This window comes from Chryseosolibacter histidinae (assembly GCF_018598225.1).
GTDB lineage: Bacteria > Bacteroidota > Bacteroidia > Cytophagales > Cyclobacteriaceae > Chryseosolibacter > Chryseosolibacter histidini.
On the sequence record NZ_JAHESF010000008.1, the window covers coordinates 47,478 to 64,470 of the forward strand.

A 16,993-nucleotide genomic window follows, 5' to 3' on the forward strand; every position below is an offset into this window, starting at 1 on the left:
CCTGTCTGATACTGCACCATTATCTTAAACCTCCACACCATTCGGTGCCAAGGGAAGTGTGTATAATTTTTTGCCGGTTGCGTTAGCAATGGCGTTGCGTACTGCGGGTGCTATACCGAGGATGGGTGTTTCGCCTGCGCCAACCGATGGAAGATCTTTGCGGTTGAGCATTACCGTTTCCACTATGGGCACATCACTGAAACGTGGCACACGGTACCTTGAGAAGGCTGGATTGAGGATCTTGCCTTCTTTGAAATCGATACGTTCGAACAACGCGCCGCCGAGTCCCTGGATCACGGAACCCTGGATCTGATTTTCAAGGTGCGTGGGATTGATGATCGCGCCGCATTCGAAAGCCGTCACCGCACGGATAACCTTCACTTCTTTCGATTCGTTGTCGATGGCAACTTCAGCGCACGTGGCCACGAAGCTTCCTTTCTCAGTGCCACACGCAATGCCGAAGCCGTGACCCTGTGCAGGTTTCATATTATTCCATCCGAAAGCTTTGGCAGCAGCTTCGAGCACATCTTTCATTCTTTGCTCAGTCAGGTTCTTCAAACGGAAGGTAAGCGGATCCATTTTTAATTCTATTGCGAGATCATTCATCACCGACTCGCGCGCAAACACATTGGCTGTTGCTGCCAGGCCACGATAAGAACCCTGACGAAGCGGAGAATCAACCGGGTGAAACTGGATCTTTTTGCTGGCAACGTTGTAAGGTGTCTCGATGCCCGAACCTCCAGAGTTGTAATTATGAAACTCCCAGGAGGTCACTATGCCATCTTTTGTTGCACCGGCCTTCACTTCAATAACACCTGCGGGCCTGAAATACGCCCACGTAAATTCTTCTTCCCGCGTCCAAACCACCTTCACGGGTTTCTGCGCATCCCTGGCCAGTCGCGCCGCTTCTATGCCGGCTTCACCTGTGTGTTTTCCGCCATAGCCTGAACCTGTGTCAGGCTGGATCACCCGTATATTTTCTTTAGGGATGTGAAAAACCTGTTGAAGATCCTCCTGCACACCAAACGGCCGCTGCGTGCCTGTCCACACCGTGAGCTTATCGTCTTTCCATTCTGCAAGGCCCGCGCGAGGCTCCAGCGGGGCGTGCGCGATATAATCGATGTAAAAGGTCTGCGCAATTTTGATGTCGGCACTGGCATAAGCATTATCGACATCACCTTTCACGTTGCTGTCGCGACCGTTTGCCTGTCCTGATTTTTGTTTCAGGTAGTCGAAGATCTCACCGCGCGAAGGCTGGGGTGTGGTTTTCCATTCTGCCTTGATAGCCTTCAGCGCTTCACCTGCCGCGTGTGGACTTGGTGCCGCCACACCCACAAAATCACCATCGTGCACAACGGTCACATCCTTCATTTTTTTTGCCGCGCTCACATCTACCGACACCAGTGATGCACCGTAGGCGGGTGCGCGAAGTATTTTTCCATACAACATTCCGGGCAGCTTCATATCAGAAACATACTGGTGCTTGCCGGTAACAAATGATACACCGTTGACCTTCGGGACTGAAGTGCCCGCTACCTGCCAACGGTCTACCGGGGTCACCTGAACATTGTCATCCACCGGCTTCAGCAATTCCTTTCCTTTCGTCAGCCCGCCGTACGCAATGGACTCTCCGGTCTTTATATTCTTTACCACGCCATCGGCAACGGCCAGAGAAGCACGATCAGCTTTCCATTGTTCGGTGGCCATGTTCACAAGCAGCTCGCGTGCTGTGGCCGCTGCTTTGCGGAGCTGTGGCCCCATATACGGAATGGAACGGCTTCCCAAAGTGCCCCTGTCATACGGTGTAAGGGCTGTGTCTCCCATCACCATGCTGATCCTGTCGACCGGGACCATGAGCTCTTCTGCAACGATCTGCGCCAGCGATGTGCGGATGTTCTGACCAACCTCGGCCTTACCGGTATAAACTGTGATGTTTCCTTTTTCGCCGATGTGGATCCACGCATTCACCTGGTCTTCGGGCGCTGTGGAAGTATCTGTGAGCGCCGCGCCAAGACTGTTACTCGCTGTGAAGGCCACCGCCACGCCACTGCCCAGCACACTGAAGAATTTGCGCCTGTTCATGCTGAAATCATACGCCGGGGCTGCATGCAGCTCGTATTGTTCCGGAGCTATGAGGTCCTGTTCATGTTTTTTCATAACAATACGGTTAAACTTTCGATGCTTCCTGAATGGCTTTGACAATGCGCGGATGGGTACCACAGCGACAGATATTTCCCTGCATGGATCTCATAATGTCCTGTGTTGAGGGTTTTGGATTTTTTTCGAGCAGCGATACGGCAGACATGATCATACCCGAAGCGCAATAGGAGCACTGAAAGACATCCACTTTCAAAAAAGCCTGCTGCACGGGATGAAGCTTACCATTCTTCTCCAATCCTTCAATGGTTGTGATGTTCTTGCCCGCAGCGCTTTCAGCTTTGGTCATACAAGAACGTACGGCAGTACCATTGATCAGCACCGTACAGGCACCGCAGGCACCTTCACCACAACCATATTTGCTGCCAGTGAGATCAAGCTGATGACGCAGCACACTCAGCAGGCTTTCATCCTGATGCGGCTCAACCGTATACTTTTTGTTGTTGATCAGAAGCTCCATAATTCTCTTAGGTTTGAAGAACGTTGCTACCTAATCTATGGAATTTAAGGGCGATGCACAAGGCAGATTATTTGAAGGGAGGGAATTCTACCGATCTTGGAAGGTACGAGGTACGATCTGATACAAGCAGGGTTTACAATCAAGGCACCACGTACTTCGTTCCCGATAGCTATCGGGATCGTACCTCGTACCTTCTTATTTCAGCGGTGTCAGCAGGAGCTTTCTGAACTCCACTTCGGCGCCTTCTGCCTGCACAGCGATCTGGCCTTTGGTGGCGGTACACTCAAATCCGTCGTTTACAAGGTCGCCGTTGACCCATACCCTGATGGTGTTGCCGGCACATTCGATGACCATGGTGTTCCAGTCTCCCAGCGGCTTCTCCGATCCATCGGTAAGGTTAATGATGCGACGTTCCTTTCCTTCTGTGATGCCCCACTTCTCGCGCGGGCCGCGCCGTTTTTCCATGTCAGGCACCTTGATATCTTCAACAATACACCAGAAATCGCCGGCATTCTCGTGCATCATCTGCACCTCGAGCGATTTAGGGAACATGCTGTAGAGCGACCGTGGTGTGGAGGCATGTACCAATACACCACAGTTACCCGGCTTTCCGGCAAAGCGGTATTCAACTTCCAGCCGGTAGTTCTCGTAAATGGCATCCGTGATCAGGTGTCCGTTGGGCGTACCCAGGCTCACGAGCAGTCCGTCGCGTACGATGAACGGGTTTTGCACACCGGAATCCTTATCCATCGCAGGAACATCGGCATGCCAGCCGGTGAGGTCTTTGCCGTTGAACAGGCTCTTTGGCTGAGGTTGTGCGCCTGCGTTGTAACCGGACGAGATTCCAACGGCGATGAGCACTGAAAAGATCGCAGCTTTTTTCATGGGCATGAATGATTAAACCAGGTAAGCGCGCAATGTTTCATACGCCATTTCCACTTCCAGGTATACGGGGGCATCGGTCACACTTTGATAATTGAGCTCCACAATACTTTTGCGATTGCTCTGCGGGTTGGCGTATACCCTTCCGATGCAGGCCACATTGACCAGCTGGGTTTTTGTTTCGGATTCGTCTGAAACTTTCAATTCGATGAACTTGGTCATGGATGCTTTATTTAAAAGGCTGTTGTTCGGTAAGTTAACTTACAAAATTGTTCGGTTGTCCAGTATCCACTGCCGGATATTTTCTCCCGACTGATTTCCCAACACGATGAACTCTCTCCTGCGTCCATCCCGGGTGCGCACTGTTACGGTACCGTCGTGCGGATAACTGCCCATTCCCCATTTTTTTCCACTGCGGTATTCCACATCAACAATGTCTTTGCGGCCGATCCTGAAGTTGGAACGGTGCATTTTCAGAACCTTCTCTCCAAACAGGTTGTCCTGTTCCATTTCAGCAATATACCGGCTGTTGACATAAGAGTAAGGATTGGTAAGGTCACCGTTGTTAGCCAAAACATGGGTCACGATATTGGTAACAGGGTCGCCATCCGTCGACGCACCGATCACTCCGTTTGCTTTCAGGCCGATCATAAAACCGTCGATGAGGATCACCAGAAAGGTGCGGTTCATGATCAGCCAGTAATACTCCATCACTACAAAATGATTACTCTCCCTGAAAGGAAATTCAGATAATTTCATTGGGCTCCCCGTGATTACAAGTTGCAACTTACTTATAATTGTACAGGAAAGTATTAACAAAGTAATTTATACACATTAAATTAGGCCCCGAAACCCACACGAGGAATGAAGAAACTGGTCTTTATTATTGAGGATGATCTTGTGCAACAGAAAATGTTGCAGGTGCACTTTGAAGATATGCTGGGCAACTACACTGCCCGCACTTTTTCAAATCCTGAAGACATGATGCAGCACCTCCGCGAAAAACCTTTTGCTGTAGTGCTCGATCATTTCTTTTCAGACAAGATGGGCAAGACCGGACTGGATTACCTCCGGCTCATGAGAAAGAACCACAGCTCCATACCGGTGATCTACTATACCACCCTCGACGATGAGGCTGTACGCGCCGAAGTAATGTCGCTGGGCGCAGAACAATACATCATCAAGAACTCAGCCTCCCTGGTAAGGCTTCGCTCCGCGCTTGACAACCTCCACGAGAAAGAGTCGAAGAAGGGATTCTTTAAGAAGCTCTTTAATTAAAAGTTTAAAGTCTAAAGTTTAAAGTTTAAGGTTGGTGCATCCAAGTTCAAGGGGACCCAACTTGTAACTTCAAACTTGTAACTTTAAACCAACATCCCTTAGATTACCGGCAGCACAATATTGAACCTGCTCCCTTTCCCTGCATCACTTTCAATAAAAAGCTGCCCTCCTGCTTTTTCGAGGTAGCTGCGGCAGAGGAGCAGGCCCAGGCCTGTGCCCTGTTCTTTGGTGGTATTGTTGATGTTCACCTGCAGCGTGGGATCCGTCAATGCCCGCAATGTTTCTTCATCCATGCCCGCGCCGTGATCTTTCACACACATGGTGAGCACCTTGTTGTGAAGGTTGGCGTGAATGTTCACTTCACCGTGCTCATAAGAGAACTTGATGGCATTGGAAATGAGATTTCTGAGCACCAGGTTCAGGATGTTGCGGTCAGTGGTGATCACCATACTTTCAGAGGTATGGTTCAGCCTGATCTTTTTAGTGGCGGCGATGGTCTCGAACAATTGCACATTCTCATTGATGAGCACCTGGAGGTCGAACGTTTCCATCTTCACCTGCATGCCCTTCAGCTGGTTCGCGGTCCAGTAAAGGATGTTCTCAACCAGCATGCTTGTTTTATCGAGGTCGCCTTCGATGTGCTGCGCAAAATGATCGAACTCGTCTCTGCTGATAGCGCCTTTGTTGTAAACCTGCAGAATGCCACGCAGGGACTGCAGCGGACTGCGGATATCATGCGATATGACTGACAGGAGACGATCTTTGACAGTATTGGCAGTGATGAGCTGGCCGGTTCGCTCCTGCACCATCTTCTCAAGGTTCAGGTTCAGGGTCTCCAGGTTCTTATACGATTTAGCATAATGGTTGGCCAGGAGGTATACCTGGAAGAGCAGGAACACCAGAACACCCATCTCTACCAGGTGCGCGAACCTGATGTTGAGCGGATACAACAGTGAATTTTTCATGATCTCTCCCATCACAAATGGAAACGAGGCAAGCACGCCGAAGAGTATGATGCGGGCATCCCTGTTACCGGCACGCCATGCCTTGACGATCGCATACACCGCATAGATAAACATCAGCAGTAGTGAAATGTGACCCACTTCGAGCAGCCTGCCATAGACGTACTGGGGCGTAACGATAACGGTCACCAGCAGCAGGGTGGACACGCCAATGAAAAAATAGATCGGTTTCTTCGGAGCATGTTCCACAAACAGGTTATACACATACAAGGGGAACAAAGCCACCATGGCATACACGCTTCCGAACTCGATCTTCTTCCAGAACTCCCACGGCACCGACGGATACAGGTTCGGCAGCAGGTAAGAGCCTCCATGTACGATCAGCGACCGCAACGCCACGCCCAGGCAGATCAGCGCAAGCCACAGGTAAGGTTTACCGCGGTGATACATAAAGAACAGGATGAGCTGGTAGATGCACATGGCGATAAGGCAACCCGCGAAGAAATTCACGGTGCCCTGCGACCTGCCGATGTCCGTGTAGATGGATGACGCTTTGTTGACCTGCGGCGTGGCCCCGAAGCCTCCTCTGAAATAGGTGAAATTGGCCACCGCCACCACCAGGTCTACCTCGGCAACATTATCGGGTATCGGCACAATGGTGCGCATGAACATCGGCCCATACTTTTCGGGGTCTTCGCTTGCAGTACCCACCTCGTGTGCAAGCTCCCCGTTGATCCAGATCTTCGCCGCCGAGTTGATCACCGGAAAATGAAATGAAAGACCTTTGTGTTTGGGGGGCAGGGTTACCTGCAGCCGATACGTACCAACACCCAGCACATTGTAATCGCCCTGCCGGTGCCACGAACCCGGCACAAAGATCAGCACTGGGGCATGTTCGCTCCGCATCAGGTCTTTCGGCGTCAGTAACTGGTTCCAGTAAAATTCCCATGTTCCTGAGAGATTGGCCGCACCGTTTGTGTCGAAGTTGACTTGTGAGAGATCGGCCTTTCCACCAACAGCGCGCTGTCCCATCCCCGCAAAGGGTATCAGCAAAAAGAGAAGGGCACCGATAAAAAAGCGGACGGTCTGGGGGCTCACATCTTAAATTTAACAATAAAATCCGGCGTGTAAACACAAAGTTTTAACGCAGGGGGTAGGGGTAAGCAGGCAGGCTGCTGCGCAGGTATTCCGCGATCTGAGGGCCAGCTAAGTCTGAAAAAGGAGTGGCATTGTTTTTTTAGTATACAGAACAGAAACCTACTTATATACAATAGCTTTTAAGACCACAACTTTTAGAAGCTACTGCAAATGAATCAGGGTATGCCCGTAAGCTTACCCTGATTTTTATTTTAAGGATATCTGTCTGGTCTTCTAGAGGGGCGCAGCGGTGACCTTGAATCTCAGGTTTGCCTTCACATCAACGTTTTGCGTCAGGGTTTCGTCGGTTATGATCGACGTTCTCAGCTTGTAGCTCGATGCCTTCACATACGGATCGAGTTTTTCACCGGTAGGCTTGAGGGTAATGTTGTTCACGTTAGCCGGAACATCTTCAAGGGAGGCCAACAGCAGCTCATCGTTCTGACCGGTAGAGATATAAATGTAGATGGATTTTAAAAAACTGAAAGTTTTGCCAGTGGGGGCTGTAATGGTCAGCTTCATCTCCTGAAGCTTTACGTCCTTTACCAGCGACGCTCTTGTATTGTTGTTCTGAAAGGTCTGATCTGAATTGGTCGTGACATCTGGCGTGGGTATACCTACCGGCAGATCGATCACCGTTGAAGCCGGGATCTGAATGGTTACTTCATTGTTTACAGAGAAGGTGAGCAATTTGTCAACCTCCTCACAGCTGAAAGACGCAGCCAGCACCAGGACCGCAATGATGACTCTTTGCATTTTGTTATATTTTTCTAAACAGGTGATTAATATAAACAAGAATAAAAAAAGTGACCTGCATTTAAGCGACAATTATTACATCTCTGCCTTTTTTCCGATCAGCAGCGTGAGGTGAAACTTCCTCAGTCTAAAACAATATTATCGCGGGAAGCGCCGTTATACCCGTCGTAGATCTTGTTGAGATGGATACAGCCTTTTTTTCGAAACGTGAGGAGATTGTCAATGCTGTGACACATGGTATCGGTACCGGACTGGCCATAGCTGCCCTTGTAGTGCTTGTGGTATTTGCTGCAATCGAAGGAACCGCAGCGCATGTTGTGGGTTTCACCATTTACGGCGTTACCATGGTTACGCTATACCTGGCTTCCACCCTGTATCATGGCATCACCAGCACAAGCACTAAATATTTACTCCGAAAATTCGATCACATGTCTATCTTCCTGCTCATCGCGGGAAGTTATACACCTTTTTGCCTTACCGCGCTCCCGGGCTGGGTTGGGTGGACCGTTCTCATCATTGTATGGACCTGTGCCGTCACAGGCATTGTGCTGAAGATGTTTCACACGGGCATGCACGAGGGCACTTCCACCTTTCTGTATATTTTAATGGGCTGGCTCATCATTCCCGCCATCAAGCCACTCTACTGCAGCCTGTCGTTCCAGACCTTTGTGTACCTCATGCTGGGCGGTGTGTTCTATACGGCCGGCACCTACTTCTTCCTTAAAGACAGCAAGCAATATTACCATGGCATCTGGCACATCTTTGTGCTGGCTGGCAGCACATTTCACTTTTTCTCTGTGCTGGGTTTGCTGAGGGGATAAGTACATCTCTACTCCGAAGGGCCTTCTTCGCCCAGCAGATATTTCCACACCTGCTTTAGATGTTCACCTTTCTCACCGGTGGGGATCGCTTCGTCGATAATAGGTGCATTGTGCTTTGACTTGTACTTACTGGCGGATGGATTGGGCTCTATATCGGTATACAATGCATGGGCACCCTTGTACGAGTCCTTGTCGGCTGCAGTAGTGTCAGCAGCATCGAGCAAGCGCATGGCTTTCCAGGCCGCATAGTGCTCTTCAGGTGGTACCAGCTCATCGCGCTTGTGCATCAACCCATAGATCTTGCCAACAGAAGTCGCAAAAGGCTGTCCGCACCAGTCGGCGGGTTGGTTGTACTTGCGTGAGAAGTCGTTGGGTGAGCATAACACAACAAGCCTGTCAACGGCATATTTGTAGGCCAGATACGCTGCGTGGTCCCCGCCCTGCGAATGGCCGACCACTACGATCTTTGGCCATTGCAGCATGTCGCCGGTATAGAATTGGTTCCACCCCTGCGTTGTGTCCTGTGCATTGAGATACTTCAGCAGCTTTATAACACGATTCATGATACCATCTGCTTCCGTCACGTGAACAAGGTCACTATGTGTACCACCGTCGATCACCGCGTCATGATAGCGGGTGAAACACTCCATATCCTCAGCCTGCTCACACACGCGTACAGTCACCGCGTTGGAATATTCTACATTGATCACATGGTAGCCCATGGCAGCCGCGGTCTTCGAGAACTCCGTAAAGGATTTGGGTGCTGTATTGGTCCCGCCAAGAAAGAGCATCAACTTCTTGCGCAGCGAGGTACGTGTATCGATGTAAACATAGTGAGGCTCGTCAGAACTGGTGATGGCCGAGTCTGTTTTGTGGGCCAGCACTTTGTACTCATGGTATTGGCCGGCCACAGCCGTTGTATCTGTTTCGGTAGAGGAAGTTCCCTTGTTGACTACCGGCGGTGGTTCCGGTGCCGGATCCTCTGTTCTTGAACAGCTCACCGCTGCGCACAGCAACATCATCAGCATACAGGAACGTCCGTTGAATTTCATATGCGCATCATCAGCCGGTGTAAATATTTATCCGGGGGTTAACGCAGAAGCATGAAAAATAAAATGCCAGAACCCTCGCAGGTACGAGGCACGATCCCGATAGCTATCGGGAACGAAGTACGATTTAGACGTGTTGCGTTACACTTTCTGTGTCACTGTCCGCCTGTTACAGATCAGTGCGGCTGGTTGATGTACCGTTGCTAGATGGGGGCATCACGGTGCGGCAAAAAAATACAAAAGGGTTTCACTTACAAACTTGCGATAGGCAGGGTAATCGTTCAGGTCATTGTGCGAACCGCCGTTGACCACGATCATTTCTTTTTTGCCTTGAAAGGCGCGGAACAATTTTTCACTGTGTACCGGAGGGATGAGCGTGTCTTCAGTGCCGTGAATGAACACCACCGGACTTTTTACCTGGTCGATCTTGCCGAGGTTGTCGAACCGGTACTTCAGGTAAAGAGAAGGAAAGAAGAAGGGGAGCTTTTCATTGGCCAGCGCGCCGAGCGAAGTGTATGGTGCTTCGAGCACAAGACCTTTGATGTGTCGTTTCGAAGCGAGATCAACAGCAACACCTGTACCGATAGACCTTCCGTAGATGATGATGTTATCCGGCTGGATCTTTTTGCCGATCAGAAAATCATACGCAGCATTGGCATCGTGATAAAACCCCTGCTCCGAGATAGAGCCCGAGCTTTTTCCATAGCCGCGGTAGTCGATGATCAGCACTCCGTAGCCTGACGTAACAAAATCTTCCGCTACAAACTGCCACCCGCTCAGGTCTCCGGCATTGCCATGAAAATAGAGGATCACCTCCGCTCTTGTACCCTGAAAATACAATGCGCTGATGCGTTCATCATCCGCCGTAGTGAGCACAACCTCCTCGCCAAAAACACGGCTGCTAAACCTGAAGGCCGGAGGTAACTTACCAGGATAAAAGATCAGCCTTGTTTGCAACACATAAAGGATCACAAGCGCTACGACGTAAAGCACAATGATCACAAGCGCGAGTATTTTCAGAGATTGCACCCGGAATAAATTTCCGGAAAATTAACAGAAATCAGGAAGAATTTGAATTGCCGGGAAGTTCACTTCCGGGCAGGATGGGTTTAGCTCATTTCAGAACCAGCTCCTGGATGGCCAGGATAATGAGCACGATGGCGATAAAGACCAGCACCACTTTGGCCTGAAGCTGTATTTCGCTTTTGATCTTTCTGAGACTTGCCATATATACAAAGCTAACATTTGCATCATTCCTGTCCATGGTAGTTTTTTACTATTCAGGATGGTAGAATTTTACCAGTATGATCAAAAAAAGAGGCTGTCCGAAATAAGGCAGCCTCCCAGAGAGTCTCTTCGGGAATCGGTCCGGAAGTTATTTTCCCAGCAAATATTTGTTTAGCAATTCCTTGCCCTTCTTGATCTCATCACGCCCACTCGACTCGATGCCGTACCATCCGTGGTAGCCGGAGTCCTGGCACAGCTTGATCATTTTGGCGGTAAGCTCTTCGGTAGGCTGATTCCTGTACGACATGCCCGCTGCGTAAGGAAGGGTTTTCTGCAGGTAGACATAGTTATCGAAATCAGGGGCGGGCTTGCGCCAGTCAGGATAGGTTCCAAAAAACGGATTGTTCACCGATTTCATCAGCGACACCATGAAATCGCCATCGTTGGAGACACCGCCGTGATTTTCAATGAGCACTTTGATCTTTGCGGGCACGGCATACTGCAGCAGCATGTTGTACGATTCGGTGGCATATTTCAGCGCTTCTTTCTTGTCTACATTTTCCGGGCCGCGGCAATTGGTTCTGATGGCGTGGCATCCAAGATATTGTGCCGCGTCGATCCACTTACGGTGATTGATATCGAATTGCCGGCGACCTTCCTTCGTAGGCATGCATCCGTCGCCTTCGGCATCCACCATGATGAGGATCATGGTCACGCCCTGGTCTTCAGCATTTTTCTTCAACTGCTTGAGATAACTTTCTGTGGGCACTTCAAACAGGGTGTTCACAAACTCGATGCCGTTGAGACCGAAGTCTTCCCTTGCCACCCTGGGAAAGTCAAGCGTCTTCCATTTGCCGGCCTTGATCTCATCCACCAGTGCCCACTGCGCCAGTGAGATATCATCTTTTGCAAAACTTTCAGATGCCTTCAGCACAGAAGGCGCGATCAGCCCTGAGGCCGCAAGCGATACCGTTTTTTCCATAAAACCCCTGCGATTGATTTTCATGTTTTCAGACTTGATTTTTTTAATTCTAAAATATGGCGTCCGGATTCCAGTTGCCGGTTATAGTAAAGTTGCCGGTTGCCAGTTGCCGGATAGCCGGTTGAGTGTAGTGCCCTGGCGTTCACTGCACAGTTTCAATTCTTTGGAATCGTAGAACACAAGTTTTCGTGACACCGAAACGAACCCGGCAACTTCAAACTTGAAACTTTAAACTTTAAACTTTAAACTTTAAACTCCCAACCTCAAAGCTCCCATCCCTTCCTATACTCTCTCCGCAGGAACTTGTTTGCCTCAGGCACATTGGTGATCTCCATTTTCGCGGAGTCGTAAAGCACTTTCTTGCGCGCCCGGAGGGCCACCGCGCCCAGGTTGATGGTCTCGGAGATGGCACTGGCATAGAGAAAACTTCCCGGCGATTGTTTTTTGTTCTTGAATGCATCGATCCAAACATCGTCACCGCGCTCGTTCGTATCTCCAGTCTTTTCCTTCCCTTCGGTATATTGTTTCATCCTCGCTTCGGGGATGAGCACGGGGTCATCGCACCGGAAGCCTGCCAGGATCTTACCTTTGTCGCCCACGAACATCATTCCTTCCTGGGGCAGGTCTTTGCCATCCACCTCGAGCTCTTCGGGGGTGTGCGGCTTCATACCACCGTCATACCAGAAGAGATCAAATGCGGGAAGTGTCTCCTGTTTGGCAAACTTGAAACGAATGATGCTCGAATACGGGAATGCCACATCGTTTACAACATTGCGACTCACATGGTCTATTACCTGGCGTGTAGTGGTACCGTAAGCTTCGGCACTGATGGCAGGTGTATTGATGCCCAGTGTGAGGAAAAGTGGCCAGAGGCTGTAGTGCCCCATGTCGGCAATGCTGCCACCGCCGAAGTCATACCAACCCCTGAACACACAATGCGTATAGTTGGGGTGGTAGGGGCGATCGGGCACCGGGCCAAGCCACAGATCCCAGTTGAAGTCTTTGGGTATGGCCGGGGTCTCCTGCGGATTGGTGGTCCACTGCGGCCACACGGGACGGTACGACCAGTTGTGAATTTCTTTCAGGGTTCCAATGGCGCCATCGCTGATCCATTTTTTGACCACGTCGTTGCCACTGCGTTTGCTCCAGGCCAGCAGGTGCGTGCTCACACCGGTCTTGCGTGCCGTGTCTATGGTGAGCTTTGTTTCGTACATGCGGTTGGCGATGGGCTTATGGATCACAACGTGTTTGCCTTTTTTCATGGCAGCGATCGAGATGGTGGCGTGCAGATGATCGGGTGTCATGATCTTCAGCGCATCGATATCTTTTTCTTTCTCCAGCAGCTCGCGGTAATCTTCGTACGAGGCGCAACCTTTGTATTGGGTGGTTTTGTCTTTCGCATAATATTTTTCCACGAATTCCTGTCCTATATCGCGGCCCCCGGGTATACCGTTGTAAGCCTCACCCCAGGTGGGATCTTCCAGTGCCTTGCGGATGCCGTCACGGATGCCGGTAGGCGACCAGTCGACATAGTCCGTGCTTTTTTTATTGGGATCACATACGGCCACGATCCTGATCTTGGGGTTGGCAATGAGGCTGGTCATCTCGCGCATGCCCTGGGTGCCGCAGCCGATATAACCGAGGGTGAGCTTATCGCTGGGTGCAACAAAGTCAGGGCCGCCGATCACGTGCCGGGGTACAATGGTGAACGCCAGCGATGCCGTGGTGGCCGAGCCGATAAATTGTCTCCTGTTGATCTTTTTGGTGGATGACATAATTAGAAGGTTTACAGGTCTGGTTTAAAAAACATGAGGCTGTCTCAAACATTTGTCGAGTGACTCAACCGCATCATTTAATTTAACAGCTGTACCTTCTGAAGACAACACTTAAGTGGCGAACGGTGGATTTGTTGGTTCGATCTGCTGTTGTGAAGTGGTCTGTTTAGTGTGTACTCAGACACACGGATGTGATGTGGGAAGAAGTGAGGAGTAATGACTAGAAGTCGAGAAAGAGTAAAAAGTAAGAAGTAGCCGAGATCAACGCGGGCTATGGTGGGCAAGGGAGTAAATGTTCAAAATAAAAAAAAGGATGGCGCTGTGAGCACCATCCTCTTATTACATATAAAGCGCTTAACGAATAATTATCGTTGTGCAAATTTCCTATCAGAAGACGTCAGGCGTCCGGCAGCATTTTGCTTTGTTCTGCCTTGCGTAACAGCCCTGGATACGAACATCTCTGTATACTCCTTACCGTTCTGATACAATTCATCAGGGCCGTAAGTAGTATTGCGGATCGCGTTTTTAAAACCTGTATAACCATCTGCACCTTCAAAATCATATAACCAAAAATGGTCGGGATTTGCATTGACAGCAGGGATATCGAAGCTCTTCAGTATGTCGGGCACCACAGGAACCACCAGGCTCACATTTGCTCCGGCAGGGAAGATGAACGACCACTCTGAATCGTCATTCTGCGGATGCTCAAACGAAGTGCTGATAAAATCAAACGAGCCGGTCACTGACGAGTTTACCTTGCCATTGGAAAAGGTAACGTCGCCCTGGTATTGCGGCAATGCCAGGTTAAGCTGATCTATGTTTCGTGTGCTGCGGCTCAGCTCGAATTTCTCATCATACATATCAATATCCGCATAGTAAGAAGCGAAGGCTGTACCCGGCTTATAGAGGGTAACAAAGTTGTCGGTAGAGTTCAGCTTATATGCGCTGCTCACCTCGTACACATCGGTATAGTCATTGGCCACAAGGCTGCCCATCAGTTCCACATGAACATTCGGAATATTGGCCGGTGCTGCCGGTGTGATCTTTGTCAGGGGAATGTTTACCTGTGACAGGCTAATGGTATTGTTACCCGTTACAACATTCTGGATCAGGCGGTAAGCTGGCGTTACCAGAGAGCCTTCCATGACCGGGTAACGTGCTGCATAGATCGTGGCGGGGCTTTTCTTCAGGGTAAGGGTTGCAGCGCTACCTTCCGTATACGTTTCGTAGCTGCCAGGACCGTTCAATAAGTATGCGGCATTGGCGGTGACATTGGTGAACGTAAGATTGGCCTGACCGACAGTCACCTCGTCTTCTTCTCCGTCAGACAATATTGTCCATTTACCACGTTCAACCTGCGCGAAAGTCCACAGAGAAGGGAAATTACTGGCGCCTTCAATGCCAACGATGGCCTGCGTCAGGTAGAATGTTTCACCTTTGAAGCCCGGAGCTTTGATCTCAACGTTTTGTCCGTTCTGGATCTCCACCGCCTTGATCAGCTTTCCTTCATTATCAGAAAGGAATACGAAACCACGGGTGCTTTCGCCGCTGCCTGACCAAAGGTGGTTTGCGGGCACTTTGAAACTCACCAGCACGTTTTTAACGGTTACAGGGATTTCTTTTTCTACAAAATTCCCTGACTTATCGGTAGCCACCACTTTTACAACGTGTGAGCCGTCAGTCAGGCTGTTGGTATCCCAGTCTGTGCTGTAGGGTGAAGCTATGAGCGTTGTTACAAGCGAGCCGTCTACGAACAATTCAACCTTGTCGATACCACGGTCGTCCTTCACATCGAGGGCGACGCTTACCACATCCCATACGGTGGCATTGTCAGCCAGGTTGGTAACGGTAAGCTCGGGCAATACTTTGTCAGGCTCCGGATCATCATCACATGACGTGAGCCACAAAACAGAAGACAGTGCAACGGCCAGGGCACTAGTCCGAAGCGCCGAACTGAAAAAAGAAGAAAATTTCATGATTTTTTTGAGGATTTAGAACCCCAAAACTAACGCTTTCGCCAATGCCGCCTGGTGGGAATGTGAGGGTTTCCTTACTTTCAGGCGACTACTCCTTTTTTACTAGCGTGCTTGTGTGTTGGATTTTATTGCAAACGTTTTCAGGAGTCAAAAAAGAAGTAAGGAGTAAGAAGTAAGGAGTAAGGAGGGCCTTCGGATCAGGGACTGAGTGGTGATTCAAGTACATTGCTTCGTTAGAGGGCAGTAGGCAGGTTGTAAATTCTCAAATTGTGCGGAATATCAAACAAGGGTGGTTACCTGCAGGTATACCGTTGACAGTGTACCATTGTTGGTGTGCCGTGCGCCGTTGTTGGTGTTCTTCACCAACAACCCTCACCAAACAACCAGGCAAAGTCGTGTACAACACCTCCTTACTACTTACTCCTTGCTTCTTACTCCTTTTATTGCTCCGCCCAGGCGTACATTTTACTTACCAGCGAGTAGTAGTCTTCCCAGGCCAGGAAACGTGTGGCAAGCGATGGTCCGACAACCTGGTTCATTTCCACGAAATATTTTTCTTTGAGCTTCAGCTCCCGCTGCATCACGCTAAGAAAATCATTGCCCAGGCGTTTGGCGATGGCGGGGGTAAAGTCTGAAGGATCGCCGGCATACAATGAGATCAGGCTGTAGTCTTCACCCAGCAGCGCGTCACATTCCTCTTCGTAACGGTTATATACTTCCCAGAACGCGCTGGCTTCTTCCACTGAAGGGGTGAGCGCTGCGTGGATGGTATTGTGTTTTGCTTTTTTGAACTGTGATGGATTCAATGCCTTGGGATGGAAGCGGAAATCGCTCCAGTGGGTCTGCTCATAGATGCGGCAGCTTTCCATCATGTCGAGGAGCGCCTCGGCCTGGAGGAACTGCAATGCAATGATGCCGTTGAACCCGGCGCCGATCTGCGTGTAGTAACGTTCCCTGAGCGCGAGCAGGTTGCGCCGGTCTTTGATCATCTGCTGCCCCAGCTCATAGGCCTCAGCTCCATTCGTATTTTTATCGGCTTCGGCCAGCGTTTCAAGCGACCTGTATCCCTGTGTAGAAACTTCGTTGACATTTCCCAGGTAGTCTTCGTACACCGACCAGAAAGATTTTTCGTGCCAGGCAGGTATGCTGATGCTGTTCTTCACGATTGAAAGCCTGTCAGCCCCCGACACTGAAGCTGCTACCAGTGTGCCCTGCGCATGCTGACTGTACGCCGAAAAAGCCACCACTACCATCAACGATGCAATAATGCCGATGCGTTCCATATCAAAACGTTTAAATTTTTAATTAAGACTTACAGCCGGGAATGTGAACTGTGTGTAGAATCTTTACATAGAGTGGAAGGCTATTGTGATGATCTGTTTGTAAAAACTAATGCCATGGCGGCGGCACCTAGACGAATTTAAGAAAACTCAAGAACACCTTCGCAATTGTGTAGAGCGAAACTCTCAACCTTTGATACCGATAGCAGGCTTAAAAGGACCAGGCATGTAATAAAAACAGGTTATCTCCA

At 49.9% G+C, this 16,993-nt stretch carries 15 protein-coding genes; 2 read left to right on the top strand and 13 right to left on the bottom strand.

The window, feature by feature from the left end; genetic code table 11:
• Positions 1-24 precede the first annotated feature (24 nt).
• The 5 genes from KK083_RS09945 to KK083_RS09965 form a co-directional block, all read right to left on the bottom strand.
• Complete coding sequence (locus KK083_RS09945) at positions 25-2,157, bottom strand: xanthine dehydrogenase family protein molybdopterin-binding subunit (protein ID WP_254163007.1); 2,133 nt, start codon at positions 2,155-2,157, stop codon at positions 25-27.
• Positions 2,158-2,167: 10 nt separating this feature from the next.
• Positions 2,168-2,617 (bottom strand): (2Fe-2S)-binding protein, encoded by a 450-nt coding sequence (locus KK083_RS09950; protein WP_254163009.1) that lies wholly within the window; start codon positions 2,615-2,617, stop codon positions 2,168-2,170.
• 195 nt (positions 2,618-2,812) lie between these two features.
• Positions 2,813-3,502: a 3-keto-disaccharide hydrolase gene (locus KK083_RS09955; protein WP_254163010.1), complete on the bottom strand. Its 690-nt coding sequence runs from the start codon at positions 3,500-3,502 to the stop codon at positions 2,813-2,815.
• Between the two features lie 12 nt (positions 3,503-3,514).
• A complete protein-coding gene (locus tag KK083_RS09960; protein WP_254163012.1) occupies positions 3,515-3,721 on the bottom strand; it encodes a hypothetical protein in 207 nt (68 codons plus the stop codon).
• Between the two features lie 39 nt (positions 3,722-3,760).
• Positions 3,761-4,258, bottom strand: a complete 498-nt coding sequence (locus KK083_RS09965; protein ID WP_254163013.1) for a hypothetical protein — start codon at positions 4,256-4,258, stop codon at positions 3,761-3,763.
• A gap of 105 nt (positions 4,259-4,363) precedes the next feature.
• Here KK083_RS09965 and KK083_RS09970 point away from each other — a divergent pair, with 105 nt between their 5' ends.
• Positions 4,364-4,777 carry a response regulator gene (locus KK083_RS09970; protein WP_254163015.1) on the top strand — a complete coding sequence of 138 codons (414 nt, stop codon included), beginning with the start codon at positions 4,364-4,366 and terminating at the stop codon, positions 4,775-4,777.
• 98 nt (positions 4,778-4,875) lie between these two features.
• Here KK083_RS09970 and KK083_RS09975 read toward each other — a convergent pair whose 3' ends face one another.
• Both KK083_RS09975 and KK083_RS09980 read right to left on the bottom strand, forming a co-directional pair.
• Positions 4,876-6,771: a 7TM diverse intracellular signaling domain-containing protein gene (locus KK083_RS09975; protein ID WP_254163017.1), complete on the bottom strand. Its 1,896-nt coding sequence runs from the start codon at positions 6,769-6,771 to the stop codon at positions 4,876-4,878.
• A 339-nt stretch (positions 6,772-7,110) separates the two neighbouring features.
• On the bottom strand, positions 7,111-7,632 hold the full coding sequence (locus KK083_RS09980; RefSeq protein WP_254163019.1) for a hypothetical protein: 522 nt from the start codon (positions 7,630-7,632) through the stop codon (positions 7,111-7,113).
• Between the two features lie 182 nt (positions 7,633-7,814).
• On the opposite strand from KK083_RS09980, the gene trhA reads away from it, so the two are divergent.
• Positions 7,815-8,453, top strand: coding sequence for a PAQR family membrane homeostasis protein TrhA (gene trhA / locus KK083_RS09985; protein WP_254163021.1), 639 nt, complete (start codon positions 7,815-7,817; stop codon positions 8,451-8,453).
• 8 nt (positions 8,454-8,461) lie between these two features.
• On the opposite strand, the gene KK083_RS09990 is transcribed toward trhA, so the two are convergent.
• The 6 genes from KK083_RS09990 to KK083_RS10015 form a co-directional block, all read right to left on the bottom strand.
• Positions 8,462-9,505 (bottom strand): alpha/beta hydrolase, encoded by a 1,044-nt coding sequence (locus KK083_RS09990; protein ID WP_254163023.1) that lies wholly within the window; start codon positions 9,503-9,505, stop codon positions 8,462-8,464.
• Positions 9,506-9,718: 213 nt separating this feature from the next.
• Positions 9,719-10,531 (bottom strand): alpha/beta hydrolase, encoded by an 813-nt coding sequence (locus KK083_RS09995; RefSeq protein WP_254163025.1) that lies wholly within the window; start codon positions 10,529-10,531, stop codon positions 9,719-9,721.
• A gap of 346 nt (positions 10,532-10,877) precedes the next feature.
• Complete coding sequence (locus tag KK083_RS10000) at positions 10,878-11,735, bottom strand: sugar phosphate isomerase/epimerase family protein (RefSeq protein ID WP_254163027.1); 858 nt, start codon at positions 11,733-11,735, stop codon at positions 10,878-10,880.
• A gap of 239 nt (positions 11,736-11,974) precedes the next feature.
• On the bottom strand, positions 11,975-13,486 hold the full coding sequence (locus KK083_RS10005; RefSeq protein WP_254163029.1) for a Gfo/Idh/MocA family protein: 1,512 nt from the start codon (positions 13,484-13,486) through the stop codon (positions 11,975-11,977).
• 365 nt (positions 13,487-13,851) lie between these two features.
• Positions 13,852-15,462 carry an Ig-like domain-containing protein gene (locus KK083_RS10010; protein WP_254163031.1) on the bottom strand — a complete coding sequence of 537 codons (1,611 nt, stop codon included), beginning with the start codon at positions 15,460-15,462 and terminating at the stop codon, positions 13,852-13,854.
• 440 nt (positions 15,463-15,902) lie between these two features.
• On the bottom strand, positions 15,903-16,745 hold the full coding sequence (locus KK083_RS10015; protein ID WP_254163033.1) for a hypothetical protein: 843 nt from the start codon (positions 16,743-16,745) through the stop codon (positions 15,903-15,905).
• Positions 16,746-16,993: the final 248 nt, after the last annotated feature.

Bases quoted from the DNA above. Each gene is read 5' to 3' on its own strand.
- KK083_RS09945 (WP_254163007.1), bottom strand. From the start codon at position 2,157: ATGAAAAAACATGAACAGGACCTCATAGCTCCGGAACAATACGAGCTG.
- KK083_RS09950 (WP_254163009.1), bottom strand. From the start codon at position 2,617: ATGGAGCTTCTGATCAACAACAAAAAGTATACGGTTGAGCCGCATCAG.
- KK083_RS09955 (WP_254163010.1), bottom strand. From the start codon at position 3,502: ATGAAAAAAGCTGCGATCTTTTCAGTGCTCATCGCCGTTGGAATCTCG.
- KK083_RS09960 (WP_254163012.1), bottom strand. From the start codon at position 3,721: ATGACCAAGTTCATCGAATTGAAAGTTTCAGACGAATCCGAAACAAAA.
- KK083_RS09965 (WP_254163013.1), bottom strand. From the start codon at position 4,258: ATGAAATTATCTGAATTTCCTTTCAGGGAGAGTAATCATTTTGTAGTG.
- KK083_RS09970 (WP_254163015.1), top strand. From the start codon at position 4,364: ATGAAGAAACTGGTCTTTATTATTGAGGATGATCTTGTGCAACAGAAA.
- KK083_RS09975 (WP_254163017.1), bottom strand. From the start codon at position 6,771: ATGGGACAGCGCGCTGTTGGTGGAAAGGCCGATCTCTCACAAGTCAAC.
- KK083_RS09980 (WP_254163019.1), bottom strand. From the start codon at position 7,632: ATGCAAAGAGTCATCATTGCGGTCCTGGTGCTGGCTGCGTCTTTCAGC.
- trhA (WP_254163021.1), top strand. From the start codon at position 7,815: ATGGATACAGCCTTTTTTTCGAAACGTGAGGAGATTGTCAATGCTGTG.
- KK083_RS09990 (WP_254163023.1), bottom strand. From the start codon at position 9,505: ATGAAATTCAACGGACGTTCCTGTATGCTGATGATGTTGCTGTGCGCA.
- KK083_RS10000 (WP_254163027.1), bottom strand. From the start codon at position 11,735: ATGAAAATCAATCGCAGGGGTTTTATGGAAAAAACGGTATCGCTTGCG.
- KK083_RS10005 (WP_254163029.1), bottom strand. From the start codon at position 13,486: ATGTCATCCACCAAAAAGATCAACAGGAGACAATTTATCGGCTCGGCC.
- KK083_RS10010 (WP_254163031.1), bottom strand. From the start codon at position 15,462: ATGAAATTTTCTTCTTTTTTCAGTTCGGCGCTTCGGACTAGTGCCCTG.
- KK083_RS10015 (WP_254163033.1), bottom strand. From the start codon at position 16,745: ATGGAACGCATCGGCATTATTGCATCGTTGATGGTAGTGGTGGCTTTT.